This window comes from Muricoprocola aceti (genome assembly GCF_025567005.1).
GTDB classification, from domain to species: Bacteria; Bacillota; Clostridia; order Lachnospirales; family Lachnospiraceae; genus Marvinbryantia; species Marvinbryantia aceti.
The window spans coordinates 130,591-156,915 of the sequence record NZ_JAOQKE010000002.1; the positions used below are offsets into that span (position 1 = coordinate 130,591).

29 protein-coding genes are annotated in these 26,325 nt (G+C 41.4%); 22 read left to right on the forward strand and 7 right to left on the reverse strand.

The features are described 5' to 3' along the window. Positions 1–35 precede the first annotated feature (35 nt). The 4 genes from OCV47_RS02735 to OCV47_RS02750 all read left to right on the forward strand — a co-directional run bounded on the left by OCV47_RS02735 (position 36) and on the right by OCV47_RS02750 (position 4,496). Positions 36–986, forward strand: coding sequence for a glucosaminidase domain-containing protein (locus OCV47_RS02735; protein ID WP_262653577.1), 951 nt, complete (start codon positions 36–38; stop codon positions 984–986). Between the two features lie 241 nt (positions 987–1,227). After that, positions 1,228–1,917, forward strand: coding sequence for a YjjG family noncanonical pyrimidine nucleotidase (locus OCV47_RS02740; protein WP_256298672.1), 690 nt, complete (start codon positions 1,228–1,230; stop codon positions 1,915–1,917). Positions 1,918–2,036: 119 nt separating this feature from the next. Beyond that, on the forward strand, positions 2,037–3,941 hold the full coding sequence (locus tag OCV47_RS02745) for a response regulator (RefSeq protein WP_262653580.1): 1,905 nt from the start codon (positions 2,037–2,039) through the stop codon (positions 3,939–3,941). A 69-nt stretch (positions 3,942–4,010) separates the two neighbouring features. Beyond that, on the forward strand, positions 4,011–4,496 hold the full coding sequence (locus OCV47_RS02750; RefSeq protein ID WP_256298674.1) for an HD domain-containing protein: 486 nt from the start codon (positions 4,011–4,013) through the stop codon (positions 4,494–4,496). Between the two features lie 6 nt (positions 4,497–4,502). On the opposite strand, the gene OCV47_RS02755 is transcribed toward OCV47_RS02750, so the two are convergent. Continuing rightward, positions 4,503–4,928: a DUF3592 domain-containing protein gene (locus OCV47_RS02755; RefSeq protein WP_256298676.1), complete on the reverse strand. Its 426-nt coding sequence runs from the start codon at positions 4,926–4,928 to the stop codon at positions 4,503–4,505. 163 nt (positions 4,929–5,091) lie between these two features. On the opposite strand from OCV47_RS02755, the gene OCV47_RS02760 reads away from it, so the two are divergent. From OCV47_RS02760 to OCV47_RS02775, 4 genes are all read left to right on the forward strand, one after another. Then, entirely contained in the window at positions 5,092–5,619 is a 528-nt protein-coding gene (locus tag OCV47_RS02760) for a nitroreductase (protein ID WP_262653584.1), read from the forward strand. Continuing rightward, complete coding sequence (locus OCV47_RS02765) at positions 5,619–7,379, forward strand: ATP-binding protein (RefSeq protein WP_262653586.1); 1,761 nt, start codon at positions 5,619–5,621, stop codon at positions 7,377–7,379. Before OCV47_RS02760 ends, OCV47_RS02765 begins: the two co-directional genes overlap by 1 nt. A gap of 81 nt (positions 7,380–7,460) precedes the next feature. Next, complete coding sequence (spoVT, locus tag OCV47_RS02770; protein ID WP_117448668.1) at positions 7,461–8,006, forward strand: stage V sporulation protein T; 546 nt, start codon at positions 7,461–7,463, stop codon at positions 8,004–8,006. Between the two features lie 71 nt (positions 8,007–8,077). Then, positions 8,078–8,836, forward strand: coding sequence for a hypothetical protein (locus tag OCV47_RS02775; RefSeq protein ID WP_256298686.1), 759 nt, complete (start codon positions 8,078–8,080; stop codon positions 8,834–8,836). 57 nt (positions 8,837–8,893) lie between these two features. Here OCV47_RS02775 and OCV47_RS02780 read toward each other — a convergent pair whose 3' ends face one another. From OCV47_RS02780 to OCV47_RS02790, 3 genes are all read right to left on the reverse strand, one after another. Next, positions 8,894–10,342, reverse strand: a complete 1,449-nt coding sequence (locus tag OCV47_RS02780) for a nicotinate phosphoribosyltransferase (RefSeq protein WP_256298688.1) — start codon at positions 10,340–10,342, stop codon at positions 8,894–8,896. A gap of 146 nt (positions 10,343–10,488) precedes the next feature. Beyond that, entirely contained in the window at positions 10,489–10,632 is a 144-nt protein-coding gene (locus OCV47_RS02785; protein ID WP_262653588.1) for a hypothetical protein, read from the reverse strand. Further along, a complete protein-coding gene (locus OCV47_RS02790; RefSeq protein ID WP_262653590.1) occupies positions 10,622–10,795 on the reverse strand; it encodes a hypothetical protein in 174 nt (57 codons plus the stop codon). The genes OCV47_RS02785 and OCV47_RS02790 overlap by 11 nt, the downstream gene beginning before the upstream one ends. A 157-nt stretch (positions 10,796–10,952) precedes the next feature. On the opposite strand from OCV47_RS02790, the gene OCV47_RS02795 reads away from it, so the two are divergent. The 5 genes from OCV47_RS02795 (at position 10,953) to OCV47_RS02815 (ending at position 14,569) form a co-directional block, all read left to right on the forward strand. Next, positions 10,953–11,279, forward strand: a complete 327-nt coding sequence (locus OCV47_RS02795; RefSeq protein ID WP_256298694.1) for a nucleotidyltransferase family protein — start codon at positions 10,953–10,955, stop codon at positions 11,277–11,279. After that, positions 11,266–11,655, forward strand: coding sequence for an HI0074 family nucleotidyltransferase substrate-binding subunit (locus OCV47_RS02800; RefSeq protein ID WP_117450031.1), 390 nt, complete (start codon positions 11,266–11,268; stop codon positions 11,653–11,655). Before OCV47_RS02795 ends, OCV47_RS02800 begins: the two co-directional genes overlap by 14 nt. Before the next feature lie 18 nt (positions 11,656–11,673). Further along, positions 11,674–12,387 carry a YoaK family protein gene (locus OCV47_RS02805; RefSeq protein WP_256298698.1) on the forward strand — a complete coding sequence of 238 codons (714 nt, stop codon included), beginning with the start codon at positions 11,674–11,676 and terminating at the stop codon, positions 12,385–12,387. A gap of 221 nt (positions 12,388–12,608) precedes the next feature. Beyond that, the gene (locus OCV47_RS02810) at positions 12,609–13,097 is read left to right on the forward strand and encodes an RNA polymerase sigma factor (RefSeq protein ID WP_262653592.1); all 489 of its coding nucleotides are present in this window, start codon (positions 12,609–12,611) and stop codon (positions 13,095–13,097) included. After that, positions 13,094–14,569, forward strand: a complete 1,476-nt coding sequence (locus OCV47_RS02815; protein WP_262653594.1) for a DUF4367 domain-containing protein — start codon at positions 13,094–13,096, stop codon at positions 14,567–14,569. The genes OCV47_RS02810 and OCV47_RS02815 overlap by 4 nt, the downstream gene beginning before the upstream one ends. A gap of 415 nt (positions 14,570–14,984) precedes the next feature. Here the strand turns inward: OCV47_RS02815 and OCV47_RS02820 are convergent, their stop codons facing one another. The 3 genes from OCV47_RS02820 to OCV47_RS02830 are packed head-to-tail and all read right to left on the reverse strand — an operon-like array spanning position 14,985 to position 17,690. Then, positions 14,985–15,872, reverse strand: coding sequence for a ribokinase (locus OCV47_RS02820; protein WP_256298704.1), 888 nt, complete (start codon positions 15,870–15,872; stop codon positions 14,985–14,987). A 13-nt stretch (positions 15,873–15,885) separates the two neighbouring features. Then, positions 15,886–16,674 carry a sugar phosphate isomerase/epimerase family protein gene (locus tag OCV47_RS02825; protein WP_256298706.1) on the reverse strand — a complete coding sequence of 263 codons (789 nt, stop codon included), beginning with the start codon at positions 16,672–16,674 and terminating at the stop codon, positions 15,886–15,888. Next, a complete protein-coding gene (locus OCV47_RS02830) occupies positions 16,671–17,690 on the reverse strand; it encodes a LacI family DNA-binding transcriptional regulator (protein WP_256298708.1) in 1,020 nt (339 codons plus the stop codon). The genes OCV47_RS02825 and OCV47_RS02830 overlap by 4 nt, the downstream gene beginning before the upstream one ends. A gap of 460 nt (positions 17,691–18,150) precedes the next feature. Here OCV47_RS02830 and OCV47_RS02835 point away from each other — a divergent pair, with 460 nt between their 5' ends. The 9 genes from OCV47_RS02835 (at position 18,151) to OCV47_RS02875 (ending at position 26,316) form a co-directional block, all read left to right on the forward strand. Then, on the forward strand, positions 18,151–18,654 hold the full coding sequence (locus tag OCV47_RS02835) for a TRAP transporter small permease (protein WP_256298710.1): 504 nt from the start codon (positions 18,151–18,153) through the stop codon (positions 18,652–18,654). 15 nt (positions 18,655–18,669) lie between these two features. After that, positions 18,670–19,983, forward strand: coding sequence for a TRAP transporter large permease (locus tag OCV47_RS02840; RefSeq protein WP_256298712.1), 1,314 nt, complete (start codon positions 18,670–18,672; stop codon positions 19,981–19,983). Between the two features lie 36 nt (positions 19,984–20,019). Next, on the forward strand, positions 20,020–20,919 hold the full coding sequence (locus tag OCV47_RS02845; RefSeq protein WP_256298714.1) for a sugar phosphate isomerase/epimerase family protein: 900 nt from the start codon (positions 20,020–20,022) through the stop codon (positions 20,917–20,919). Positions 20,920–20,977: 58 nt separating this feature from the next. Then, positions 20,978–21,985 (forward strand): TRAP transporter substrate-binding protein, encoded by a 1,008-nt coding sequence (locus OCV47_RS02850; protein ID WP_256298716.1) that lies wholly within the window; start codon positions 20,978–20,980, stop codon positions 21,983–21,985. Positions 21,986–22,010: 25 nt separating this feature from the next. Beyond that, entirely contained in the window at positions 22,011–22,955 is a 945-nt protein-coding gene (locus OCV47_RS02855) for a Gfo/Idh/MocA family protein (RefSeq protein ID WP_256298718.1), read from the forward strand. An 18-nt stretch (positions 22,956–22,973) separates the two neighbouring features. Continuing rightward, positions 22,974–23,951, forward strand: a complete 978-nt coding sequence (locus OCV47_RS02860; protein ID WP_256298720.1) for a Gfo/Idh/MocA family protein — start codon at positions 22,974–22,976, stop codon at positions 23,949–23,951. An 18-nt stretch (positions 23,952–23,969) separates the two neighbouring features. Continuing rightward, positions 23,970–24,878: a dihydrodipicolinate synthase family protein gene (locus OCV47_RS02865; RefSeq protein WP_256298739.1), complete on the forward strand. Its 909-nt coding sequence runs from the start codon at positions 23,970–23,972 to the stop codon at positions 24,876–24,878. A 23-nt stretch (positions 24,879–24,901) separates the two neighbouring features. Beyond that, positions 24,902–25,936 (forward strand): zinc-dependent alcohol dehydrogenase, encoded by a 1,035-nt coding sequence (locus OCV47_RS02870; RefSeq protein WP_256298740.1) that lies wholly within the window; start codon positions 24,902–24,904, stop codon positions 25,934–25,936. Positions 25,937–26,097: 161 nt separating this feature from the next. Then, positions 26,098–26,316: a FeoA family protein gene (locus tag OCV47_RS02875; protein WP_117449374.1), complete on the forward strand. Its 219-nt coding sequence runs from the start codon at positions 26,098–26,100 to the stop codon at positions 26,314–26,316. The last annotated feature ends 9 nt before the right edge of the window (positions 26,317–26,325 follow it).

Below are 26,325 nucleotides of genomic sequence, written 5' to 3' on the forward strand. Positions count from 1 at the left end.
TACGGGAAAAATATAACAGAGATATGGGAGCGAATATGAAAAACTGTAAAAGAATAGTATTCATTTGCCTGTTGTTTTTGAGTCTGACGAGTCTGCTGCTGGTGCCGGTCAGAACCGAGGCGGCAACGCAGAATTCAGCAGAAGCGACGGTGAAAAAAGCAGCCGGCAAATGGATCAGCAAAAATGGAAAGCTGCGTTATCGTTATGCCAATAAGAAATACGCAAAATCAGGATTTACGAAAATCCATGGCAGCTGGTACTGTTTTGACAAAAATGGAAATCTGCAGACCGGCTGGAAGACGATAGGATCGAAGCGGTTCTATTTTGAGAAAAAGGGAGAACCGGGCGAGAAAGGAAAACTGGTTACCGGCTGGAAAAAGATTGGAAAAAAAGAGTACTATTTCCGAAAAAGTGGAAAAAAGGGAACCATTGGTGCCACCTACAAGAGTGAATGGAAGACACTGAATAAGCAGGATTATTATTTTGATAAAAATGGAGCCTGGTATCAAAAAGTACCAACCAATGAAGACTTTATTGCGACGATTGCACCAATGGCAGTCAGAGATATGAAAAAGACAGGAATTCTGGCTTCTGTGACCATGGCGCAGGCCATTCACGAAAGTGCATATGGTACATCTTCTCTGGCACTGGAAGGAAAGAACCTCTTTGGAATCAAGGCCGGTGGCTGGGGCGGTAAGACCTTTTCTAAGAAGACGCAAGAGTATATTGGAGGAAAATGGTATACGGTCACAGCAAAATTCCGGGCATACAGTTCCTATCAGAAAAGCATTTCCGATCATTCCAGCTATCTGAATACAGCGATGAATGGATCCAGACTCAGATATCAGGGACTGAAAGGCTGTAAGAATTATAAAAAAGCATTTCAGATCATCAAAGATGGTGGATATGCTACTGATCCCAAATACGTATCCAAACTATGTAAGATTGTAAAAAAATATAATCTGACAAAATATGACAAGATGTGAATGAGAACAGGGCGGCGAAGAGTTTCTTCGCCGCCCTGAAAGCCATTTGGGACAATCAAAAAGCCAGAAAACACCGTCCCCAATGGATTAAGATCGGAATGGTTGCCGGAAAGGCAGCTTTCAGTGCTTTGATTCGCATAAATTTCCTCATAATCACAATATTTTAAACAAAAATGTCCAATTCTGGGTTATTATAGCATTAGAGAAAAAAATATACAACAGGAGATAAGAACAGCAAACTATGATACAGACAATTTTATGGGATGTGGATGCGACCCTTCTGGATTTTCATGCAGCAGAGAAAGCAGCTATTCACAAATTATTTCAGCAGTTTCATCTGGGCGAATGTAGTGATGCAATGCTGCAGCGATATGCAAAAATCAACCGTGGTTACTGGGAGCGGCTGGAAAAAGGAGAGTTGACCAGAGACCAGGTACTGGTGGGGAGATTTCAGGAGTTTTTTGAAAAAGAGAAACTGGATGTATCGGTAGCACCAGCTTTTAATGAAGCCTATCAGTCGGCGCTGGGAGATACGATTGTGTATCGTGATGACAGTTATCAGATCATTGAATCACTGCGAGGAAAGGTGAAGCAGTATGTAGTATCCAACGGAACGATTGTGGCGCAGGAGAAGAAACTGCGTTTGTCCGGTCTGGGAGCGCTGATGGATGGGGTATTTTTGTCGGAGGAACTGGGCGTGGAGAAGCCGAACAAAGAATTTTTTGACAAGGTATTTGCACAGATTGGATATCTGGACAGGGAGACAGTACTGATTGTGGGAGATTCCCTGACCAGTGATATCCGGGGTGGAAACAATGCAGGTATCCGTACCTGCTGGTATAATCCGGGGCATGCAGCACCACTGGAAGACGTGCATATCGATTATGAGATCACGGATCTTCATGAAGTATACGATCTATTGAAGAAATAATCCATGTGCTGATGTTTGTGCAGGATATTGATGCAGAGAAATGTCCCAGAAATCAGTTGTTTTTTACAGTCAGTATGATAAGATAAATCTAAGTAACCCGATGATAAAGCAGCTTTCTGATGAAGGCTGCGCCTGAAGAAATACGGGGGATAAAACGTATGTGGCATGTAGAGACTGATTTTTTTGCACTGGCTGTTTTTATGGTTATGCTGCTCAAGGAGCATTCTTTGAAAAAAGAGAAAAGAGATGTTCCGAGAAGGGTATTTTATTATGTCCTTGTTTTCAGTATTCTCTATGACTGCATTGATATTGTCTCTTCTACAGCCCAGAATGTATTCACAAGCTGGTGGGCTTATCAGCTTTCTATGACGATCTATGTAGCCAGCATGCCGTTACTGGCAGCGGTGTGGGTGGCTTACGCTTTTGTATTGATTCACAAAGATTATCCACTGAAAAAGTTATATCGATATATTACTTACATCATGATTCCGTATGTGTTATATGTGATACTTGCACTGAGTAATCCATTTACCGGATTGTTTTTCCATCTGGCTGCTGATATGGAATATAGCAGAGGGATCTTCTTTTTGCCGGCAGGTGTTGGCTCCATGATGTTCTATTCTGCGGTTGGGCTGCTGATTGTATTGTGGAACTGGAAGAAGATTGATCCACGGACTAATGCGATATTGCTGATTGCATTTTTTGTTACCAACGCTATATTTATCTGGGTGCAGCTGGCGAATCCAGGATGGCTGATTATCAATGCCAGTTATGCGGTCGTCTATATCTGGTGTGATATTACGGTAGAAGAACAGCGACGCAAAGAACTATATATGGAAATTAACCGGAAAAATGAAGAACTGGAAGTGGCAGCGTACAAAGCAGAATCCATCGCCCATGCCAAGTCAGAATTCCTGTCCAGAATGAGCCATGATATCCGGACACCGATGAATGCCATCATCGGCCTGACTCATCTGGCCAGAGATGAAGAAGATCTGCAGGTGGTACGGGAATATCTGCACAATATTGACACATCCAGTACATTTCTGCTGGGGTTGATCAATGATATTCTGGATATGAGCAAGATCGAGAATGGGGAACTGACTCTGAGAGAAGGCCCATTTACCAAACAGGAATTTGAAGACTCGATTAATACGGTAATAAGACCGCAGATGGAGGAAAAAGAGATCCATTTTGTATTCCGGTTAAGTGACCAGAGTACCTGTATATGGGTAGATCGTCTGCGTTTCAGTCAGATCTTTTTCAATTTGTTATCCAATGCGGCAAAGTTTACACCGACCGGCGGCACGGTGGAATTCCTGTCAGAATCCCTGGAACCGCGTGGCGAGAAGATAGGGATCTGTTTTACGATTCGGGATAATGGTGTAGGAATGAGTCAGGAGTTTATAGATCATATGTATGATCCGTTTTCTCAGGAGCGTTCGGCGCTGGGAGATACTGTAAAAAGAACGGGTCTGGGACTTCCGATTGTTAAAAATCTGGTAGATGCCATGGGCGGAGAAATTTCAGTTAACAGTCAGCTGGGAAAGGGAACGGAATTCACAGTAAAACTCTATGTCCCTGTTGCAGAGGAAGAAAAGCAGGAGACTGAGGAAGAAAAGGATACTTCCACAGAGAAACTGAAAGGAGATCGGATCCTTCTGGTGGAGGATAATGAGATCAATATTTATGTAGCGCAGATCATTCTGGAAAAAGCAGGTTGCATTGTGACGGTTGCAAGGAATGGAGAAGAGGCCGTGAAGCTTTTTCAGGAATCAGATATTTATCAGTTTGATGCGATCCTGATGGATGTGCGGATGCCGATTATGAATGGACTGGATGCAACCAGAGCGATCCGAAGAATGGATCGCCCGGATGCACCGGAAGTACCGATCATTGCCATGACAGCAGATGCGTTTGATGAAGAACGAAGAAATACACTGGAAGCAGGTATGGACTATCATTTGTCCAAGCCGATTAATCCGTCGATATTATATAAAGTGCTGGCAGAATATATTCAATAAAGGATAGACAGGTTAAAAGTATAATTGAGAGAATCTACCGATATATGGTAGAAGAGGAGAGATGGAAAGATGACAGTAAATGATATGATTTGCAAAATGATAGCACAGGCAGGTGGAAATAAACACGATATCGCCCATTTCCTGAAGGTATATACCTATGCCAGATTAATCGGAGAAAAAGAACAGCTGGATGTCAGAATGCAGGAGACGCTGGAGATCACAGCCGTGATCCATGACATTGCCTGCCCGTTGTGCCGGGAAAAATATGGCAACGCCAGTGGAAAGCATCAGGAACAGGAAAGTGCACCGTTGGTAGAGGCTTTTCTGGAAGATACTGGCGTAGACGAAGCCATGAAAGAAAGAATCAGTTATCTGGTTTGCCATCACCATACATATGAAGATGTGGATGGAATGGATTATCAAATCCTGTTGGAAGCAGACTTTCTGGTCAATGCAGACGAGAGTCAGATGTCAGAAGCAGCCATCCGACATGCCAGAGAGACATTTTTTAAGACCAGGACAGGAACGGAATTGCTGGACAGCATCTTTTTATGATATGCTTTATCGAACATAATAGGTGCAAAAGATAACCACTACTCCAATTCCCATAAATACTGTTCCCAATAAGTGAAAAATAACAGAAATAAGGTTCAGGACACTTTGTTCTTCTTCCACATAGATGATTTTTGGATTACTGCTGTCATAATAAAGAGTAATCTTATCCCCGGTATTGTGTTTTCTTCTGGAAGAAGAAAAGGTACTGGTCTTTTCATATTCCTGCCCATTAGCCCAGTAATGGTATACCGGAGCATAGGTAGTGGATGAGTCATCCCTGCGGCACACATAACCGGTAATCGTTGCGGTGGTCATGGAGGTGCAGCGTTCTGACTGTCTTTTTCTCAGATATTTTAATATAACCGGCACTGCCTGAAATATCAGCCCCATAAGAAAAAATATTCCAGAAAGTATAATAGTTTCATTATTCATCTTTTATCCCTCTTTTGCCATAGTCTGAAACTTCTCAGTCCCTCAACTATCTTAACAGGATAAAAAGACACTGTCCAGCAGTTCTTTTTTCGTAAATACATTGCATCACATCTCTGAAAAGATTAAAATAGAGAATAGAATTACAGTATTGGAGGATAAAATAATGAGCGCAGTATTAGAGAATATGAAATCAAGAAGAAGTGTCCGCAAGTTCAAGCCTGATATGGTACCACAGGAGATTCTGGATCAGATCACGGAGGCTGGTCTGTATGCAGCCAGCGGCATGGGACGGCAGGCTACGATCATGCTTCAGGTTACCAACAAAGAACTTCGTGACAAGATCGCAAAAATGAATCAGGAGATCGGAGGCTGGAAGGACGGCTTTGATCCATTTTACGGAGCTCCGGCCATGATTATTGTATTAGCAAAAAAGGATGTACCGACCCGGGTCTATGACGGAAGTCTCGTCATGGGCAATCTGATGCTGGCAGCACATGAACTGGGTGTGGACAGCTGCTGGATTCATCGTGCAAAGGAAGAATTCGAGACAGAATGGGGAAAAGAACTGCTGAAGTCTCTTGGTGTAGAAGAAGAATATGAAGGAATCGGACACTGTGCGCTGGGTTATGCAGATGGAGAATATCCACAGGCAGCAGAGCGAAAGGAACACCGTATTTTCAAGGTAGAGTAATGATCAGAAAAAACAGTAAAAGTATAGGCATTGCATTGATTGTGGGAATTCTTCTTTTTACTGCTATGCTTATCTATTCCGTACGTATAGACAGAGCCAGTGCAAAAGAAAAACTGGAGGGTAATGTACAGTATGTACGGGAACAGTGTGCCAATTATAGTAAGTACGGGATCCCTTTTGAGCGGATGCTGGCAGGATTGAGTATGGATCTGGATGGGACGATTGTACTGTCCAGTGAAGGCAGGATTATTGCATCCAATGATGAAGGACTTTTAGGAGAGCATGTATCCAATGTGCCGGTACTTCAGAATATCAGTCAGCTTGGTCAGGTAGAAAAGCTAGTGACAGTGAAGACAAAAGAGAAAGGACCGAATCATTGCCTTGGAATGCTCAGCATGGCTTCATCCTATCAAATTTACGCTTTTATGCCTGAGAAAAATGTCTTTGTGACTACTCTGAAAAACATGATTTTCATTACAGTGTGTTATATTCTGGCACTGTTCATGATTCAGCTGATTCGTGTGAAAACGGCACAGCGATATCAGGAAGAACAGCATCGCAAGGAGGTGGAATATCAGAATCAGCTGAAAGAGGCGGCCAGACGGGCAGAAAGTGCTAATGTGGCAAAGACTGAATTCCTTCAGCGTATGAGCCATGACATCCGAACCCCGATCAATGGAATTCGTGGTATGGTGAAAATCGGGGATCATTACGATACGGATATGGAAAAGCAGGCAGAGTGCCGGAAAAAGATATGGGAAGCCTCAGGGCTTCTTCTGGAGCTGGTCAATGAGGTACTGGACATGGGCAAACTGGAATCAGGTGAGATCGTGCTGGAATCCAGATCATTCCAAATAATAGATCTGGCAGAGGAGATTCAGCAGGTACTGGAAAAAACAGCTGCAGAACGTGGCATTCAACTGATCCGTAAGGACTGGATCGTGCCACATCCCTATCTGATCGGCAGTCCACTGCACGTAAAGAGGCTGTTGATGAATATTCTAAGCAATGCAGTGAAATATAACAAAGAGAAAGGAACTGTGACATTATCATGCCGGGAGGTAAAATGTACGAAGGAAATGGTATGGATTGAGTTTATCTGTGCAGATACCGGAATTGGCATGAGTGAAGAATATCAGAAGCATTTGTTTGAGCCATTTACGCAGGAAAATGAAGGTTCACGTTCCACTTACAGCGGTACCGGTCTGGGTATGGCGATTACCAAGAGCCTGGTGGATAAGATGAATGGAACGATTCGGTTCGAAAGTCAGAAAGATATGGGAACTACTTATTATATCACCATTCCATTCAAGCGAGATCTGGCAGGAAGAGCGCAGGCAGAAAATACACCGATAAATGAAAAACAATCCCTGAATGGAATGAGCGTGCTTTTGGCAGAAGATAATGAATTGAATATGGAGATCGCACAGTTCTTTCTGGAAAATGCAGGAGCAGTTGTTACACCTGTCTGGAATGGACAGGAAGCATTGGAGACATTTCAGGAGTCTGATGATGATACTTATGATGCAATTCTCATGGATATCATGATGCCGGTACTGGATGGATATCAGGCTACACAGGCCATCCGTTCCCTGCCACGGCCAGATGCAAAAAAGATTCCGATTCTGGCTATGACGGCCAATGCTTTTGCAGAAGACCGAAAGAGAGCCATGCAGGTCGGAATGAATGAGCATATGGCTAAGCCGATTCAGGCAGAAGTACTGGTGGATACCTTGATGAAATACAAAAAAGAAGTATAAAATCCCCTTTTTTCCACATAATATCCATATGACACAGTATATGGAAAACACTATGAGAAAACAGGAGGAATACCATACATTATGAAAGCCACAGGAATTGTCCGGCGTATTGATGACCTGGGCCGGGTCGTGATACCAAAGGAGATACGAAAGACATTAAGAATTCGGGAGTCAGATCCATTGGAGATATTTACTGACCGAGAAGGTGAAATTATCCTGAAGAAGTATTCACCCATTGGTGAACTGGGAAGCTTTGCCAGACAGTATGCAGAGTCGCTGGCGCAGACCACAGGGCATGGAATCTGTATCACAGACCGGGATCAGATCATTGCCACAGCAGGGGGTGTAAAAAGGGATTATGTAGGAAGACCCATCAGTGGATCGTTGGAATCTCTGATTGAAGAACGGGAAAATGTCATGCACAATCTGACGGATAAAGAACACGTTGATATCCTGGAAGTGAACGAAGAAAAACGGGCACAGGTGATCAGTCCGATTCTTTGCGAGGGAGATGCCATAGGAGCGGTGGTTCTTATGGGAAAAAATGATAAAGTCAGAATGGGCGAAACGGAACAGATCGTGGCCAGATGCGCAGCCAATTTCATGGGACGGCAGATGGAAAATTGAAATATATCATATTTTATGTTAGAATATCGGCGATACAGAAGTTTGGAAACAGATAAGGAGACCGATATCCTATGGAAATACAGGAATTTCAGAAAAAACTGGCCGAGCTGAGCCAGAGTGCAAGTGAGAATGGAAAAATACTGAAGGGTGATCAGATTCGCAGCTTTTTTGAGGGCATGGATCTGAACCGGGAGCAACTGCTTCAGATCTTTCGTTATTTTAAAAGTCAGGGAATTCACATCGAAGGCATCTCTTTTTCCGATGAGCAGGAGAGCCAGCCGGTAGAGACTGAAGAAGAGAAAGCCAGGAAAGCAGCAGAAGCAAAAGAACTGGAAAAGGAAGACCAGAGAAGAGCAGACCGGATTCAGGGCAATCAGTGCCTGACGGCAGAAGATAAAGAATATCTGAAGCGTTATAAAGAGTCACTGAAGAAGCCAGAAGATGCAACGGAGCATCTGGAGCAGTTCCTGCCATTGGCGGCAGATCTGGCTGCGGAGATGTTCCGGGATGGCATGAATCTGGCAGATCTGATTCAGGAAGCCAATGTGGCTCTGTTGAATATCTTTGCCGGAGACATGGAAGGAGTCACGGATAGTGATATCCGGGAGCGACTTCGTAAAGGGGTCAAAGAAGCAGCTAATCAGCAAGATGAGCAGAAGTTCGAAGATGACTGTCTGGTGGCAAAAGTGCAGAATCTGGATAATGTCATGAAAGATCTGACCGACGGGGATGAAGGAGAACCGAAGTTCAGTGTGGAAGAACTGGCGATTATGCTGGATATGGATATTGATGAAATGAAAGATATCATTCGTTTGACGGGAAGTATGTAACCAATGGGGACGGTGTTTTCTGGCTCTAAAGAGCCAGAAAACACCGTCCCCATTGGTTTACATACTCATTTGATGAAGCAGATTTTTCTTGATATCATAGAGCTGGTCTGAGAGATCGACATACATCTGAGAAGGATTTATCAGACGTCGGTGTTCTTCCCACAGTGTATCCAGTTCTTTACTGCAGATATCGCGCAGTTCCATAACAGATGGAGAGGTGTAGACGCATTTCCCATTTTTGAATACAGGAACCAGAAGCTCACGCAGTTCATAGGTGCCTGCTTTTAATTTGGTACGTTTCCAGGTTTCAAGTGGATCGAAGATCGTCAGATCCTTTGTGTCATCAAAAGTCTCATCTGCCAGACAGATCAGGTCGGCCTTGATCTTGTGATCGGCTTTTTCATAGATACGGAAAACCGTCTTATTACCAGGATTGGTAATCTTCTCAATATTCTCAGAAAGTTTGATCTTTGGAATAAAGTTACCGTTCTCATCCTGTACAGCAGCCAGTTTGTAGACACCACCGAAAGCAGGACAATCCCTGGAAGTAATCATGTTGGTGCCAACTCCCCAGGAGTCGATCTTACATCCCTGAGACTTGAGGCTGGTGATCAGGTATTCATCCAGGTCGCTGGAAGCGGAGATGAAGGCATCGGAAAATCCGGCTTCATCCAGCATCTGGCGGGCTCGTTTGGTCAGATAAGCCAGATCACCGCTGTCCAGACGGATTCCATAGTTTTTTAGTTCGATTCCAGATTCACGCATTTCCGTAAATACACGGATGGCATTTGGAACACCGGATTTTAAGGTGTCGTACGTATCTACCAGCAGGCAGCAGGCATCCGGGTATAATTCTGAATATTTCCTGAATGCAGTGTATTCATCCGGGAAACTCATGATCCAGCTGTGTGCATGAGTACCTTTTACCGGTACATCAAACAGCTGTCCGGCCAGGACATTGGAAGTGCCGATACATCCTGCGATCATGGCTGCTCTTGCACCATAGACACCGGCATCCGGACCCTGTGCACGGCGAAGACCGAATTCCATGACACCGCCACCGTCAGCGGCATAAACCACACGGGCAGTTTTGGTAGCAATCAGACTTTGATGATTGATGATCGTCAGAAGGGCAGTTTCCACCAGCTGTGCTTCCATAATCGGAGCCACCACTTTTACCAGTGGTTCTCTTGGAAAGACAACGGTTCCTTCTGGAATGGCATATATATCGCCACTAAAATGAAATCCTCTCAAATATTCCAGAAAATCGTCTTCGAACAGATGAAGAGAATCCAGATATGCGATATCGTCATCGGAAAAAGAAAGACGCCTGATATAATCAATTAACTGATCCAGGCCGGCGCAGATCGCATAGCCATTGCCACATGGATTGGTACGATAGAACATGTCAAATACGACCGTTTCATTACAGTTATTTTTAAAATAGCCCTGCATCATCGTGAGCTCATAAAGATCCGTTAACAGGGTCAGATTCATTGTACTCATGTCATTTCTCCTTTAAATGATATATCGTTTATTATACTCCCATTAATAAAAAAAAGGGAGTTTTTTTAAGAAATCAAAAAGAATCCCACAGCTTTGTTTTGTCGCTGCGGGATTCTGATTGAAAAGGTGTTATCATATTTGGGTATTTACAGAGATTCCGAACGATCTACTGCATAGTCAGACCAGTTGGAAGAAGCAGTTGCTCCACTGGTATCAGCAGTTGTCTCGTAAGAATTCACGGTGATGGTTCCTTCGCATGAAAGACTGGTCAGAGTGCTGTCACCGGTCACGATCCAGGTGCTTCCCCATCCGGTTTCTCAGGTGGGTGGAGGCGTCATCAGATTTTGCGGAACGTTCTGTTGTAGCTGTATTCGTCGTAGATGCTGCCATAACTGGCATGGCCGTTATAGTCAGTGCCATACCAAGTGCCAGTGCTGCGTATTTATTTCTCATTATTGTTACCAACCTTTCTGCGTTGCTTTCCTGTTGAATTCGATGAATTTATGGTAAAGGAAAAATGTGGTTGTTCTGTGAAAATTATAGAAATAAAATATGTTTTTCCTTAAGAATATCGGAAGGTTGGCGGTTGCGAAAAGAGGCATAGAATGGTATGGTAAGAGGAGAAAAACAGGCGGGAACAAAAATGAAAGAGACAGGCATCAGAAAAGAAGTAATAGAAGAAATCAAAAATTTGGCCAGAAAGTATCAGGTGAAAAGAGTGATTCTTTTCGGATCGCGGGCAAGAGGAGACTACAAAAGAACCAGTGACATTGATATAGCTGTATCAGGTGGTGACTTTGCGGGTTTTGCACTGGATGTGGAAGAAGAAACGAGCACACTCCTTGAATTTGATATTGTGAATCTTGACAGAGAAATGCAGGATGAGTTACGGGAGACCATTGAACGGGAAGGAAAACTATTATATGAAAAAGTATGAGAATTTTTGCGCTGCGCTTTCCAATATGAAAGAAATGTATCGTTATAAAGAACCTTATGACAATGTTGTTCTGACGGGACTGGTGGGATTGTATGAGATTTGTTTTGAGCAGTCCTGGAAAATGATGAAAGAGATTCTGGAAATGCATGGATATGAGGAAGGGGCAACCGGTTCACCTAAGATCATTCTGAAAACGGCATATAAGGCCGGGATGATAAAGGATGAACATATATGGCTGGAGGCACTTCAGGCAAGGAATAATGTCACACATTCTTATAATCAGAAAATTGCACTGGGAATTGTAGCAGATGCAAAAGAAGGATTTTATCAGATGTTTTGTGATCTGAAGAGCGAAATAGAAGAAAAATGGTTGTAGAAAGAAGGCTATACAGATATGAAACAGGATTTGCAAAAGATAGAACAGGAAGTACAGGAAGAAGTAAAAGAAATAGAAGAAAAAATACAGACATCAGAGACGTTCCTGCTCAGCGCCATTCTGGCTCTGTCAGGTGGGTTCCAGGATGCGTATACTTATAATGTACGAGACAAGGTATTTTCCAATGCCCAGACTGGGAATGTGGTGCTTATGAGTCAGCATATGATGATGGGAGAATGGGGGAGAGCACTGCATTATCTCTTCCCGGTGATTGCATTTGCCATGGGGGTGCTGGTGGCAGAGCAGATCGGACATAAATATAAAATGGCAAAGAAAATTCACTGGAGACAGATTATTGTTGCTATAGAATTTGTAATATTGTTTGCAGTAGGCTTTATCCCATCTGCTTATAATATGATCGCCACCATGCTGGTATCTTTCGCCTGTTCCATGCAGGTGCAGGCATTTCGTAAGGTGCATGGATACGGTTATGCCAGCACCATGTGCATCGGTAATTTGCGAAGCGGAACCGAGAGTTTGTCGGTATATATCAGAGACAGAAAGCCAGAATCACTGAAAAAGATGGCACATTACTATGGTATTATTCTGACTTTTGCCATCGGTGCAGGAATCGGAGGTATTTGTTCCATCCATATCGGGATGAAAGCCATCTGGGGATCCAGTGTACTGCTGATCCTGGCCTGCATGATGATGGTACAGGAGAAGAGATAGGGGGCATGGCTGTGTAAGAATATGGCATAAAATTGACAGGGAAAATTAGCTGGGCTGCATAGAGAAATCTGTGCAGCCCTTTGTCATGTCGGAAGATATGAAATGATTGAAAAATGATTTTATAATTGAGGGATATTTTAGATCATCATGCGTCTAATAAGTGAGAATAAACAGGAAATGGAAATAATACTCCATCCTGTGGATAAGGAGGGCAGTATAAAGTGACAAAAGAACAACTGGGAAATGTGATTCTGGAGTCCCAGCATCAGATGTATGCCACGGCAAAGGCTATCTTGAAAGATGACCATGACTGCGCTGATGCCATACAGGAAACAATTGTAAAAGCCTTTGCAAAGCTGGATACACTTCGCAAAGACCGATTTGTAAAGACCTGGCTGATGCGTATTTTGATGAACGAATGCTATAATATTTGCCGACATTCCGAGAAGGTTCTACCCATAGATCAATACATGGAGCAGATTGAGACGCCACAAAAAGAAAGAGAAAATTACGGAGAATTGTATGAAGCAGTACAGGAACTGCGAGAAGAACTTCGGATACCAGTAGTGTTGTATTATGTGGAAGATCTCAGCTGTCGGGAGATTGCAGAGATGTTGGATATTTCGAAAGGAGCAGTGCAGAAGCGGCTGGCCAGAGCCAGAGAAAAACTGAAAAACAGATTGGAAGATAAGGAGGCAGCAGGCAGATGAGATTAGAAGATTTAAAAGATCAATATCCAAAGACACCAGGATTTATCAGTGAAATGATAGAAAAAGAAGTGGAAAAACAGATTCATACACAGGAGAGTACCGGATGCGGCAGAAAGAACAATCAGGTCTGGACACTGGGAAGAACGGCCACAGCGGCAGCAGTAGCCTGTGTACTCATCGGAACTGGCGCCTATGCAGCGGTTAATGCGTACCGGAACTATCATATGAACCTGGAGCAGAAGGGAAGCTACAGAGTGGTAACTGGTGTAACAGTGGATACGGAAAATCAGACAACAGAAGCGTTGCCAGATCAGATCGCAGAGATTAAAATTGCGACTTCCTATATCCCGGAAGGCATGGAATGGAAGGATGAGCGTCATCTGGATTATATCAACACTGATAGCAAAGGAGGTTTCTCTTTTGCCAGTGTATTGATCGGGGATGGCAATCTGAAAGAGGGACTGACGGATACCAGTGTGGAAGAAAGTGAGCAGACAACCTTTGGAGAACATGAGGGAGTGTATTTGAAATACCATACGGTGAAAGAAGAGACTCATTTTAACCAGCGGATTTACCTGCTCTGCCCGGAAGAAGAGCGTGTCGTGATTCTCTATATTGGAAGCGATGTATCCAAAGAAGAAGCATATAAAGTAGCAGAAGGAATCACACTGAAAAAGACCGGGGAGATGGTCAGCACAGGAGAGTTAGAAGACTGGAATACCTTTATACAGCTGCAGAACGGAGAACTGACAGAAGGGGAAGAGTTGGTCAATGCATCAGAAAAAGAGGGCACAGGAGATTTGTCACATATTTATACGATAGGGGAAGATATTCAGAAAGATGCGACCTTAGCACAGGATTCGGCAGGAAATGATATAGAAAGCAAAGAGGTGTCGATGAAAGTAGACCAGATTCAGCTGGCAGACGATTTATCATTGCTGGATATAAAATACATACCTGATAGCTGGAAGAATGTGACAGATGAAAGTGGAAGGCTGAAAGACAACGAAGCATCCTATGTGAAACGTGGAGATGGGGTAGATACCCTGGATGAAGTAGTAAGGACTGAGAACTTCCCGGCAAAACTGGTATATGCCACCTTGACATTTACCAATCAGGGAGAACAGGATCTGAAAAACATTCACTATTATATAGAGATGGCACTGCTCGATCAGACAGAAACTGGCTATCAGAGATATGATTACGAAGCACAGTCCGGAGAAGATTACGATTATATAGAGTGGAATGGCGCATTGAGTCTGGATGGTGGAATGCAGTACTATGGCAGTCAGAATGATAATGGAAAGAACTACATTTCCAGTCTGGCAGCAGGAGAAAGCACAGAAGTAAATGTAGCGTGGATCGTGAATGAAGACGATCTCGGCCGAATGTATCTGGAAGTGTCCGGATCTGGTACAGATCTGACAGAAGAAGATATAGAGCAGGCGGTACTGGTGGATGTGAGACAGTAAAGAGAGAGGAGAACATGAATCTTTGAGAGGCTGTGCCACAATATGAGTATAAAAGTGGGCTTTTTCTAACATACCAAGGGATTGGCTTGTTTTTACATTTCCGTGGTAAAATAAGGATTAGATGGCAGACCTTAGACCATGGAATCCACTTGATTTTGCATTTCCGTGGTAAGATAAGGTTTGGATAGCTGATATCTGACCACGGATTTTACTTGATTCTACTTTTCCGTGGTCGGACAAGTTCAAGAAAGATAGCAAAAAACTTGATGCATAGTGTGTTCCCAGGTACGAAAACCAGCCTCTCATAAACGCATCTCACGACAAACCTTCAAGTTTGCCCCTCACGAAGAGAGACTCACAAAAAGTTTGATTACCCAAAACATTTCGGTGCAAATCTTTTTTATAGTTCGTACGGTTAGAAAAAATTTGTGTTTTCTACTTCGTTTCTATATGGAATGGATGGAGCGGCGCCCTTCCTGGTAACTGTTATTGCAGAAGCTTTTGCTGCAATCTCAAGAGCATAAGAGATAGATTTACCGGAAATAATTTCTGAAATAAAATAACCAGTGAAGGTATCTCCGGCAGCAGTGGTATCGACAGTCTCCACCTTATAGATACCCTGAGGAATCGTTTGGCATTTGTCAACGTAAACAGATCCATTATGACCGAGCGTTAATACAATTTTAGCATCTGGATAAAGATCCAACAGCTTTTCCGGAATTTTGGCTAGATCAGTTTCACCGGTAATCTGTGCGCCTTCTATTTCATTTAACAGAAAATAGCTGACTTTAGACAAATCACAGGAAAGGAGATTATCATCCATTGGAGAAGGATTCAGAACAATGACCATTCCCTTTTTATAGGCTACATCAATGATATAAGGCAACAGATTAATTTCATTTTGCAGGATAAGGAAATCGCCTTCTTCAAAATTTGATAAAACTTCATTTACAAATTCTTCTGTAATTGTGCGATTACTTCCACCGTAGAGTAAGATACAGTTTTGACCTTTTTTATCGACCTGGATAATGGTGTGACCACTTTTTCCGATGCATTTGCGAATATAGTCAGAATGTATTCCATATTCCTGACATGCCTCCAAGAAGTTCAGACCGTCATCACCAATCTGACCTGCATGATATACAGCAGCGCCGGCTTTGGCAAGGGCCGCGGACTGATTGAAACCTTTACCGCCAAGGAATATATCCATTTTGGAAGTATTCAAAGTTTCACCACCTTGTACCATATGATCTACAGTATATACATAATCTACATTTAAAGAACCGAAATTTAATACTTTCATCGTGCAAACCTCCTTATAGTGTGGATGCTTCCAGTTTTTTTAAATATTCACAGCATATAGTTGCTTCCTGTAGGAAGTTGTTTTTCACAGCAGTAGCTTCCACTGTAAGAAGACCGGAATAATTAGCATCTTTAAGAGCTTGAAAGTAAGGAAGATAGTCAAAATCATCTTCTGGAACAGGAAAATAACGGGTAAGTTTTCGTGGATAATCAATATGCGCATGTTTTACAATGGAACGATATTTTAAAATTTCTGACATTGCTTCATTTGATTTATGCATATGTCGAAGATCGCACATTGCAGAGCAATTTGGATGATCTACTTCTTTCAGAAATATATCTGTCTCAGCAAGGGTGTTTAAATAATTAGAATTAGGAGGTCCAAGAGGTTCCACAACCATTTGAATATGGTATTCCTGAAGCAACTGACTGAAAGAACGGACAATAGAAACAACCTTCTTTTTTGCAGTTTCTGAATCGGCATCATCTGGGATACTGCGACATTTTCCGGCACCAAAAGGGATCATGATGCAGCCCAGCTCTTTGACACGTTTGGCTCCTTTGGCTGTATGTTCCAACCAGTAGTCCAGATTGAAGTTGGAAGAATGAAAACGTTCTGAAAGAGGAAGTAATCCGGAAAAAACTTCAAAATTTAATGAAGAAGCAGATGCAGTGTGATAAAATCTGGAAAAATCTTTATCACTCATATCTGTCAGTTCACAAAAATCCAGTTCTGCACTGTCAAAACCAGCGGCCTGTATGTCGGAAAGCTGGTGTGAAAAACCAAAACATCCATAGTTCATGTTACAAATCTCCTCTCATTTTGGTGATATCCGCAGCTTTCTCTGATGACAATTTCATAATCAAGAATATCTTTCATCTGAGTCAATGGCTGTTTACGCATCAGTTTTAATAATTTTTCAAAAGCGACTTCTCCAATCTGACGTTTAGGAGGTCTCACTGTTGTGAGAGATGGCTCCCAGAAACCGGAAATTTCGATGTCGTCAAATCCAACAACAGCAATATCCTCAGGAACACGCAAACCGGCAGATTTCAAGGCTTTAATTGCACCGACAGCCATGACATCACCGGCTGCAAATATCGCAGAAATCGGTTTGTTTAATTCTAATAAAGCAGTCATTTGCTTATATCCACCTTCAATAGAAGAGTCTCCGTAACGAACAAGCTCAAGATCTATAGGAAGTCCATGCTTTGCCAGAGCAGAAATATATCCGTTAAAACGATCACGGTAGAGCAGTAGAGAGGGCTGGCTGGTAATATGTGCAATATGTGTATGTCCCAGTTTTATTAAATGCTCGGTAATTTCTTCAGCCGCATTGATATTATTGATAGTAACATTAGGAATATTGAAATTTTCCAGGTATTGATTTGCTACGACAATGGGATATTCTTCGGCGACCTGTTCCATCAGCTTTTGCGCAACATTTGCTGAGAGCGAAATAATTCCGTCTACAGTTCGCTGCTGGATGGCCTGGAAATAATACGATTCAATATTAGGTTGATTATGCATATCTGCAATCAGAATCTGATAATCATATTTTTGAGCACAGCGTTCAATACTGAATAAAATTTCAGAAAAGAATGTATTACTGATATCTGGAACAATAACGATCACAGTCCGCGTTTCCTGTGTACGCATCTGGCGCGCCAATGCATTAGGCTTGTAATCCAATGCTTCTACTGCTTTCAGTACGGCATCTCTGGTCAGTGGCTTAACTGCAGCACTATTGCTCAGGACTCTTGAAACCGTTGCGGTAGAAACGCCGGCGGCTTTGGCTACATCTGATATAGTGGTCATATAAATGCACCTCCGATCATTTGAAAGTAATTTATTAATGCAAAATGAAAACGATTACATCAATATCTATATTTAATATATAAATAACTGAATTTTTTGTCAAGAATAATTTGAAAAACAGTGCACAAAAAACTATGTTAAAATTGCGAGAAATATGAAATAGTAAAAAATGCACAAAATAGCAACTGCATATTTTGACAAAATGACATACATGTTTGAATTGACAATGAAAAAACAGTATGATATTGTTGAAATAACAAATGTAAACGAATACATTTTGAAAATGTAAAACAAATTTATTTTTGGAAATAAATAATTTTCGAAAATAAATTGTTGAAATAGACTTTAAAAGGTAAAAATAAATATGCCGTGATGGAATAAAAAACGAAAACGGCTTATTATTTAACACAAAAATGTAATCGTTTACAAAATAGGCAAAGTGAAAAGAAAGGAGATTATTATGGAAGAAAAAAAGAGTGATTTTTTCAAAACATTCGACAATTTGATCGGGCATCTGGAAAATATCGGAGTTGGTATTACATTTGCTGGAATTGTGATTCTGGTAACGGTCTGTGTTTTCTATCGGTATGTTTTGAAAAGTGGTTTTATGTGGAGTGCTGAGGTTCAGGAAGTCTTGGTGGTGGCTATGGCAATGTTTGGATGTGCCAAGGCAACAAGAGAAGGCGGACATACAGAACTGACAGCTCTTACAAAGTTATTTCCAAGAACGGGAAGAGTTGCAATCAGGACAATAACTTCTATATTAACAGTTATTTTTCTTGCAGTATTCGTCTGGACAAGCTATAAATATACAATTTCTTCAGGAATGCTGAAAACAATTATGTTGAAAATTCCATATAAATATTTTTATATGTGGCTTCCGATAGGAATGGCACTTAATCTGTATGAATTTATAAAAAGAATTCCGGATCGAATCAAAAATGATCCACCGGAAGAATATTAAAAGGAGGTTATGGATATGCAAAGTTTTTTGATTATTAGCCTGATATTTATTGTATTTATCTTTATTTTATTTGGCATTCCAGTATATGCAAGTCTTGGACTTACAGGACTGATCAGTCTGATAATGCTTAGTGTTACCAAGGGATCACCGCTGGCGCTTCAGGTTATGAGTTCTTCGGTTTACACTGGAGTAAGTGCAACTGCGTTACTTGCAATTCCGTTTTATATTCTGGCTGGAATCATTATGAATAAAGGTGGAATAACAGAACGTCTGATTAATTTTGCATTACTTCTGATTGGAAAGATGCCGGCCAGCCTGGCGCAGGCGAATATTGTCGCCAGTATGTTTTTTGGAGGAATTACAGGATCAGCACAGGCAGATACATCCTGTATTGGAGGAATCCTGATTCCGGCGATGATTGATCAGGGATATTCTCCGGAAGAATCTGTGGGAGTTACCGTTTCTTCTTCAACCTGCGGCCCGATTATACCACCAAGTATTATGATGGTAGTATTTGCGGTAACTGTGAATTGTTCTATTGGAGCACTTTTTCTGGGAGGTGCAATCCCTGGTATTATGATTGGCCTCGGGCTGATGCTGGTAGTGGCATTTCGTGACCAAAAGTATCATTTTCCAAGAAGAACAGAGAGTTTCACAAAAGAAGAAAGAAGAAAAATTATAAAAGAAGGATTTGTCCCACTGGGAATGCCGATCATTATTGTAGGTGGCATTATGACAGGTGTCTGCACAGCTACAGAAGCCGGTGCGCTGGCAGTTGTATATAGTCTTATTACAAGTATCTTTATTACAAAGACAGTAAAAATTTCTGATCTGTGGGGAATGCTTCTTGAGGCCGGTGCACAGTCTGGTGCGATTCTGATGATTATTGCATCGGCAAAGATTCTGGCATATTCATTAAGTGCATTACAGATGGGAAGCCTGGTGGCAGATATGTTCCTGTCATTTACAACCAACAAATATGTATTTTTACTTTTGCTGAATATCTTACTGCTGATTATGGGAATGTTCATGGATGGATCAGCGGCACTGATCATACTGGCACCAATTTTTCAGCCGATTGCAGCAACATTGGGTATCAGTACAATTCACCTTGGTGTAATTATGGTATTAAATCTGATTATTGGTGTAGGAACTCCACCAATGGGAGCATGCCTGTTTATTGCAAGCAAAATTTCAGGTATATCTGTTGAAAGATGTGCGAAAGGTATTGTGCCATATCTGATTGGTGAATTGATTATTTTATTTATTGTTACATATCTACCAATCACAGTTACATTCCTTCCGACATTGTTGGGATATGTTGTTTAAATATGGACAGAAAAGGGACAGGAGAAAAGTATTATCATGGTAAAATATAAGATTGCCGGTCACACAATGGGTACACCGGAATACACAGTAATAGAAGCAATTCAATTATTTCATAATATAGGACTGGATGGAGCAGAAATTGTAGTTCAGGATAATTATAAATGTGGAATACCTACAGAATGCTCTGAAGAGAAACTTCAGGAAGTCAGAAGAAAAGCAGAAGAAATGGGTATTAAAATTATAGCTCTCACACCGTATAATTCTTATTTCAATTCCCTGGATGAGGAGGTACGGCATAAGGAACTGGAAGGAATTCGCAAAGTAATTGGATATGCAAAGTATCTTGGAGCAAAATATATTCGAATTTATGCGGGAAATTATGCGGCAACTGATACAGATTCAGATGGCAGGAAAAAGGAAAAACTGATTGAAAGCATGAAAGAACTGGGAGAAGATGCAAAAGCAGCAGGTGTTACGTTGGTTATGGAAAATCATTTTAATACAATGACGGTATCGGCAAGACAAAGTATGGATGTTGCAGAGGCAGTCAATCATCCGAATGTGGGAATATTGTATGATCAAGCAAATCTTACATTTACACTTCAGGAAGATTATGAAGAAGCAATTGCCATTCAGATGGACAGAGTAAAATATGTGCATGTAAAGGATCTGGATTTCAAATCAGAAAATCATGAGTTTATTTCAGATGAAGTATCTCATCCGAAAGAGGAAGATCGAAATGTTGTTACCAGAATTGTTGGACAAGGTTGTATCAAATGGCCCAAAATTCTTCAAAACATGCACGATAAAGGATATGATGGCTGGTTGTCACTGGAATATGAAAGAAGATGGCATCCGGACGATATACCTGATGCTAGAGTTGGAATGAAAGAGAGTGCAGATTATCTGAAGAAATGTTTTGAAAAACTGGTATAACAAAAAACTTAACACAAAAGTGTAAAGAATAAACAACACTACTTTAAGGAGGAAGATCATGAAAAACAAATTAATGATAGCAGTTATGGCAGGTGCAATGGTAAGCACAATGATGGGGATAGCAGTAAATGCGGAGGGCACGATTGCTGCAAAATATTCGGTTGTATTTCCGGCAACGGGAACACAGGCAGATGGGGCAAACAAACTAGGAGAATTTATCAAAGAAGAATCAGATGGACGTATTGAAATGGAATTTTATCCATCTTCACAGCTTGGAGACAAAATCGCGGCTATGGAGGGGATGATTCAGGGAACCATCGAAATGAGTGAATTTTCAGCAACGGACTTTTCAAATTATGACAGTATGTGGTCAGTATGCTCACTACCGTATCTTTGGGACAGCGGGGAGCAAGCAATTGAGGTGTTCACAGATACGGAAGTAACTGCTTTTATGGAAGAAAAAGTTGAGAAATGCGGTATGAAGATCATTGCATGGCAGAATTTGGGATCAAGAAGTATTCTGAACACAAAACATGCGGTAAATGAACCAGCAGATTTGAATGGATTAAAGGTTCGGTGTATGCAGGATTCGATTCTTGCAGGTACAATTAATGCAATGGGGGCTTCAGCAACACCACTTGCGTGGGGAGAATGCTACACAGCGCTTCAGCAGGGAACGATAGATGGAGTAGAAAACAGTGAACCGGTGCTTTTGGCAAATGGCATGCAGGAAGTAGCAAAATATCTTTCTCTGACGGAACAGTTTATTATTCCGGATCCTGTAGTAGTCTCAAAGGTATGGTTTGATGGACTTTCGGAAGAAGACCAGCAAGCAATGCTTAAAGCAGGCGAAGATTATACGAAATGGTACAATGAAGAATTATGGCCAAATGCAGAGCAGGAAGCACAGGATGCGCTGATAGAAGCAGGAGTGGAAGTTAACGAAGTGGATAAAGAAGTGTTTAAAGAAGCGGTTCAGCCAGTAATTGATGATTATCTTTCCAGTGCAACAGAGGATCAGAAAGCATTTTATGAACTGCTGGTAAAAGTACGTGATAATCAATAATAAGAAGAATGTTGGAGAAGAGAAAATGAAAGAAAAAGTTCGTGTAGGAGTAATCGGAACAGGCTATGTTGCCCAGAACAATTTTATTCCGGTGCTTCCGAAAATGGATGATGTTGAAATCGCAGGAATTATGGCGAATCACTTAAATAATGCACAAAAAGCACAACGCATGTGTGGAGCACAGCAGGCGGTTTCTACGATTGAGGAACTGGTAGATCTTGGACTGGATGCAGCTTTTGTGCTTACGCCAAAGTCCTGCCATGCTGAGCAGATCTCATTTCTGTTGAAACATGGAGTAGATGTGTACAGTGAAAAACCAATGGCTACTACATTGAAGGATGCTGATCATATGGTAGAACTGTCTGAGCAGACAGGGCGCAAGCTGATGATTGGATTTAACCGCAGGTATGCTCCAGTTTGCCAGAAGGCAAAAGAGGCGTATACGAATATTATGCCGGACGTCATTATTGGACAGAAGAACCGTCCTGCAACAGAGTATCATGCAACACTGGAAAATGCCATTCATATCGTTGATCTGATGAGATATTATGGTGGAGAAGTAAAAGAAGTACATGCTATTTCCAAGTATACAGATCCGGATTATGAAACATTTACAACAGCTCAGTTGCTGTTTGAAAATGGCGCTTCCGGTATGCTGATTGCGGACAGAAGTTCAGGTCAGTGGGAGGAAACAATAGAAATCCATGGTGGCAATCAATCAGTACTGATCAGAATGCCGGATAGTGTAACGATTACAGATGGGGAACAGTCTCATACAACAGAGATGACGCCATTAGCAATGGGATGGGCAAAATCAGAAGACAAACTGGGATTCAGTTATGCAATTCGGCACTTTATTGACTGCGTAAAAGAAGATAAAGTACCACTTACAAATGCAATAGATGCATTTAAGACTCATGAGCTGCTAGATCGAATTCTCAGAAGTGCAGGACTTCCGGGAATGGAATAAAACAGGAGGCATATGAAAATGAGAACGATTGAATTGATCAGAATTGCTTTTATAGGAGTGAGTCACTGGCATGTGCCATTGTATTTCTGGGCATTGAAAGAAGCCAGTTTAAATATAGTGGCTGTAAGTGATCCAGACATAAAAAAAGCGCAGCCATATGCAGAGAAATATTCTTGTGCCTGCTATACGGATGAAGATAAGTTACTGGAAGAAGTAAAACCAGAGTTTGTATTTGCATTTGCACCGCATGATCAGATGCCACAGCTGGCTCAGAAATTAATTAAACGGAAAATTGCGTTTACGATGGAAAAGCCAATGGGTATTTGTTCAGAAGACGTGACGAAGATAGAAAAAGCGGCAGCGGAAGCCGGGGTGTTCTGTGCAGTCCCTTTTGTGTGGAGATACAGTGATTTCATACAGGATTTTAAAAAGAAAGTAAAAGCAGAAGATATCATTCATCTAGCATTTAAATTTATTGCAGGACCGCCAAGCCGGTATGTGCATACTTCTCCGTGGATGCTGGAAACGAAACGCGCAGGTGGCGGATGTATGACAAATTTGGGTGTTCATTTTATTGATATGGCAATGTTTCTTACAGATTCTACAGATGCTGAAGTAGTTGCCAGCAGTTATCATTATGCCAGTGAATATGATATTGAAACCTATGCAACATCTTTGGTAAAACTTTCCAGTGGGGCAACGTTGCTTCTAGAAACCGGATATGCTTTTCCTATGGATTCAGAACAGCGTGATAATCGCTGGAATATTGTGACAAAGGATGGATATTACACGCTTGGAAATAATTGTTTTGAGGAACGTGTATACGGTCAGGATACTGTAAAAACGGAAATGAGTACAGACAGTGATGTGTATTATTCGAAATTCGTACTGGAAACACTGAGACAGTATCTTGCACAGGAGAGACCGCGTGCAGGTCTGCCGGAAATGCTTGTAACAAGAAAAGTATTAGATCAGATGAATCAGCATTCAAAATAAGTAAAGAGGTACATAATTATGAAAAAATTATTTGGAACAGTTATTCCGATTATCACACCATTAACAGAGGACGATGGAATAGATATAGAATCTCTGAAAAACCTGACAGAACATTGCATCAAAAATGGAATGCAGTGCCTGTATCCATGCGGAACAACAGGAGAGATGATGTATCTTACAGTAGAAGAAAGAAAAATGATTGCTGAAATGGTAGTAAAGCAGGCAGCAGGACGAGTTCCGGTATTTGTTCATGTGGGAGCATGGAATTTGAAAGATACCATTGAACTTGCACAGCATGCCGTAGCAATCGGTGCAGATGGCATTGGCGTGGTAACACCTGTTTTTTATCAGATAAGCGACCGGGGAATTGCAGATTATTATATTGCAGTTGCAAAAAGTGTACCGGAAGATTTTCCAGTGTATCTTTATGGAATTAAACAGAATGCCATTAACGATCTTACAAAAGATACCTGTGAAATGGTTGTGAAGGAATGTAAAAATGTGATTGGTGCAAAATACAGTTTCCCGGATATGACAAGACTCCAACTGCTGATGACAGTGAATCATGAAAATTTCAGTGTTTTAGTTGGACCGGATCATTTGTTTGAAGCGGTTGTAGCAGTTGGGGGCGATGGAGTTATTTCAGGAAATGCTATGTGTATTCCGGAACATTACTGCGCAATTTGGAATGCATTACAGGCAGGAGATTATAAACTTGCTACTAAGCTGCAAAGACGAACCAATATTCTTAATGCAACAATGTGTGAAATTAATAATATCGCAGCTTATAAGGTGATTTTGAAGGCAGAAGGGGTGATTGCTACAACCAAAATGCGTCGTCCGTTGGAAAATCTTACATCTGATCAGGAAAAAGAACTTCTTGAAAAAATGAAAGAACTGAATTACCGTAAAGTGGAAATAAGATAATTTCTGAAACGGAGAAAGAGAACATGAAAAAAATAGCTTTATTAGCTCCAGGAGAATTAAAATTACAGACACTGGATTCTGAAATAGAATTACAAAGTGGAATGGTAAAAGTAGATGTAAGCGCATGCGCCATCTGTGGAAGTGACCTGGCATTGCTATCTGGCAAAAGGAATATGAAAAATGAACTTTACTTCGGACATGAATTTTCTGGTGTTGTTACAGAGACATCTGAGGAAAGCTCTGGAGTAAAAAAAGGAGATCGTATTGCAAGCGAACTTTCCAGAACCTGTGGCCAGTGCTGGTGTTGCCTGAATGGAATGGAAAATTATTGCAGAAGCATGAATGATGCATTAATTCCAGGTGGATTTACAGAAGAAACGCTTGTCAGAAGTGAACCGGAGTACAGTTTTTTGAGTAAGATCCCGGATACGATAGATGACATAACAGCAACGTTAATGGAACCAACCAATTGTGCCTATCGTATAGCCTCACGTGCAGAAATGAAACCAGGAGACAGCGTTGTGATATTTGGAATAGGTGCCATGGGATTAATTGCAGGCATGATCTTAAAAAGGCTTGGAGCAGGATGCGTTATTGGAGTAGGACGAAGACCGACGCGTCTGGAACAGGTGAGAAGCAAAGGGATTTTTGATGCAGTTGTTGCTAACAATGAAACGGGAATGGATCAGATCCGGGAAATTTGTGGAAAGAATGGGGCAGATATTGCAATAGAAGCTACCGGAACAGCAAAAGTCCTTGTGGATGCCATACAGATTGTTCGATATGGCGGCCGAATTGTGGTTGGAAGCGTATACCATAATGGAATTGACAATTTTGAACCACTTCCAATTTTCAGAAAGGAGCTGACAGTAGTAGGCGCAAAAGGTCCGTATCCGTATCGAAAATCAGATGGCAGTTCCGTAGTTGGTGGTATTATGGATCTTATACAGGATGATTTAAAAAAGATTATACAGGTCTATGAGTATCGGGATGCAATGAAGGCATTTGAAGATGCACAGTCTGGTGTAGCAATTAAAGCAGTTATTAAATTTAAATAGGTAAAAGAAAAAGGAATCCGACCAAACGAAAAGTTTCGGCTCGGATTCCCTTTTTTCTGTTAAAGAATACTGAAAAAACAGTTTACAGATTCGAAAAAACATGGTACATTTATCGTTAGCAAAAACTAACTTTCATAAGTCACGAATAGTGAGGTGTTGTTATGCCATTGAATCTGGCAGAATTTCATAAAATATATACGATAGCTAGAATCTGTGGACTGGATAAACAGAAGCATTATCTGGAGACACTGGGATTTACGACAGGTGCTACGATTGAAGTATTGTCTGAATTACATGGTTATTTTATTGTACTAATTAAAGAGAGTAAGATCGGGCTGGAGAAGCGGCTGGCACAGAATGTGATTTTGATTGCAGAATAATAGCAGATA

What these genes read in the sequence shown, in the direction of transcription:
- OCV47_RS02840 (WP_256298712.1), top strand. Translation starts at nt 18,670, where the DNA reads ATGCAAAGTTTTTTGATTATTAGCCTGATATTTATTGTATTTATCTTT.
- OCV47_RS02825 (WP_256298706.1), bottom strand. Translation starts at nt 16,674, where the DNA reads ATGAACTATGGATGTTTTGGTTTTTCACACCAGCTTTCCGACATACAG.
- spoVT (WP_117448668.1), top strand. Translation starts at nt 7,461, where the DNA reads ATGAAAGCCACAGGAATTGTCCGGCGTATTGATGACCTGGGCCGGGTC.
- OCV47_RS02755 (WP_256298676.1), bottom strand. Translation starts at nt 4,928, where the DNA reads ATGAATAATGAAACTATTATACTTTCTGGAATATTTTTTCTTATGGGG.
- OCV47_RS02765 (WP_262653586.1), top strand. Translation starts at nt 5,619, where the DNA reads ATGATCAGAAAAAACAGTAAAAGTATAGGCATTGCATTGATTGTGGGA.
- OCV47_RS02860 (WP_256298720.1), top strand. Translation starts at nt 22,974, where the DNA reads ATGAGAACGATTGAATTGATCAGAATTGCTTTTATAGGAGTGAGTCAC.
- OCV47_RS02845 (WP_256298714.1), top strand. Translation starts at nt 20,020, where the DNA reads ATGGTAAAATATAAGATTGCCGGTCACACAATGGGTACACCGGAATAC.
- OCV47_RS02855 (WP_256298718.1), top strand. Translation starts at nt 22,011, where the DNA reads ATGAAAGAAAAAGTTCGTGTAGGAGTAATCGGAACAGGCTATGTTGCC.
- OCV47_RS02790 (WP_262653590.1), bottom strand. Translation starts at nt 10,795, where the DNA reads ATGAGAAATAAATACGCAGCACTGGCACTTGGTATGGCACTGACTATA.
- OCV47_RS02800 (WP_117450031.1), top strand. Translation starts at nt 11,266, where the DNA reads ATGAAAAAGTATGAGAATTTTTGCGCTGCGCTTTCCAATATGAAAGAA.
- OCV47_RS02750 (WP_256298674.1), top strand. Translation starts at nt 4,011, where the DNA reads ATGACAGTAAATGATATGATTTGCAAAATGATAGCACAGGCAGGTGGA.
- OCV47_RS02780 (WP_256298688.1), bottom strand. Translation starts at nt 10,342, where the DNA reads ATGAGTACAATGAATCTGACCCTGTTAACGGATCTTTATGAGCTCACG.
- OCV47_RS02850 (WP_256298716.1), top strand. Translation starts at nt 20,978, where the DNA reads ATGAAAAACAAATTAATGATAGCAGTTATGGCAGGTGCAATGGTAAGC.
- OCV47_RS02830 (WP_256298708.1), bottom strand. Translation starts at nt 17,690, where the DNA reads ATGACCACTATATCAGATGTAGCCAAAGCCGCCGGCGTTTCTACCGCA.
- OCV47_RS02875 (WP_117449374.1), top strand. Translation starts at nt 26,098, where the DNA reads ATGCCATTGAATCTGGCAGAATTTCATAAAATATATACGATAGCTAGA.
- OCV47_RS02775 (WP_256298686.1), top strand. Translation starts at nt 8,078, where the DNA reads ATGGAAATACAGGAATTTCAGAAAAAACTGGCCGAGCTGAGCCAGAGT.
- OCV47_RS02745 (WP_262653580.1), top strand. Translation starts at nt 2,037, where the DNA reads ATGAAGGCTGCGCCTGAAGAAATACGGGGGATAAAACGTATGTGGCAT.
- OCV47_RS02805 (WP_256298698.1), top strand. Translation starts at nt 11,674, where the DNA reads ATGAAACAGGATTTGCAAAAGATAGAACAGGAAGTACAGGAAGAAGTA.
- OCV47_RS02835 (WP_256298710.1), top strand. Translation starts at nt 18,151, where the DNA reads ATGGAAGAAAAAAAGAGTGATTTTTTCAAAACATTCGACAATTTGATC.
- OCV47_RS02795 (WP_256298694.1), top strand. Translation starts at nt 10,953, where the DNA reads ATGGTAAGAGGAGAAAAACAGGCGGGAACAAAAATGAAAGAGACAGGC.
- OCV47_RS02870 (WP_256298740.1), top strand. Translation starts at nt 24,902, where the DNA reads ATGAAAAAAATAGCTTTATTAGCTCCAGGAGAATTAAAATTACAGACA.
- OCV47_RS02760 (WP_262653584.1), top strand. Translation starts at nt 5,092, where the DNA reads ATGAGCGCAGTATTAGAGAATATGAAATCAAGAAGAAGTGTCCGCAAG.
- OCV47_RS02815 (WP_262653594.1), top strand. Translation starts at nt 13,094, where the DNA reads ATGAGATTAGAAGATTTAAAAGATCAATATCCAAAGACACCAGGATTT.
- OCV47_RS02865 (WP_256298739.1), top strand. Translation starts at nt 23,970, where the DNA reads ATGAAAAAATTATTTGGAACAGTTATTCCGATTATCACACCATTAACA.
- OCV47_RS02820 (WP_256298704.1), bottom strand. Translation starts at nt 15,872, where the DNA reads ATGAAAGTATTAAATTTCGGTTCTTTAAATGTAGATTATGTATATACT.
- OCV47_RS02735 (WP_262653577.1), top strand. Translation starts at nt 36, where the DNA reads ATGAAAAACTGTAAAAGAATAGTATTCATTTGCCTGTTGTTTTTGAGT.
- OCV47_RS02740 (WP_256298672.1), top strand. Translation starts at nt 1,228, where the DNA reads ATGATACAGACAATTTTATGGGATGTGGATGCGACCCTTCTGGATTTT.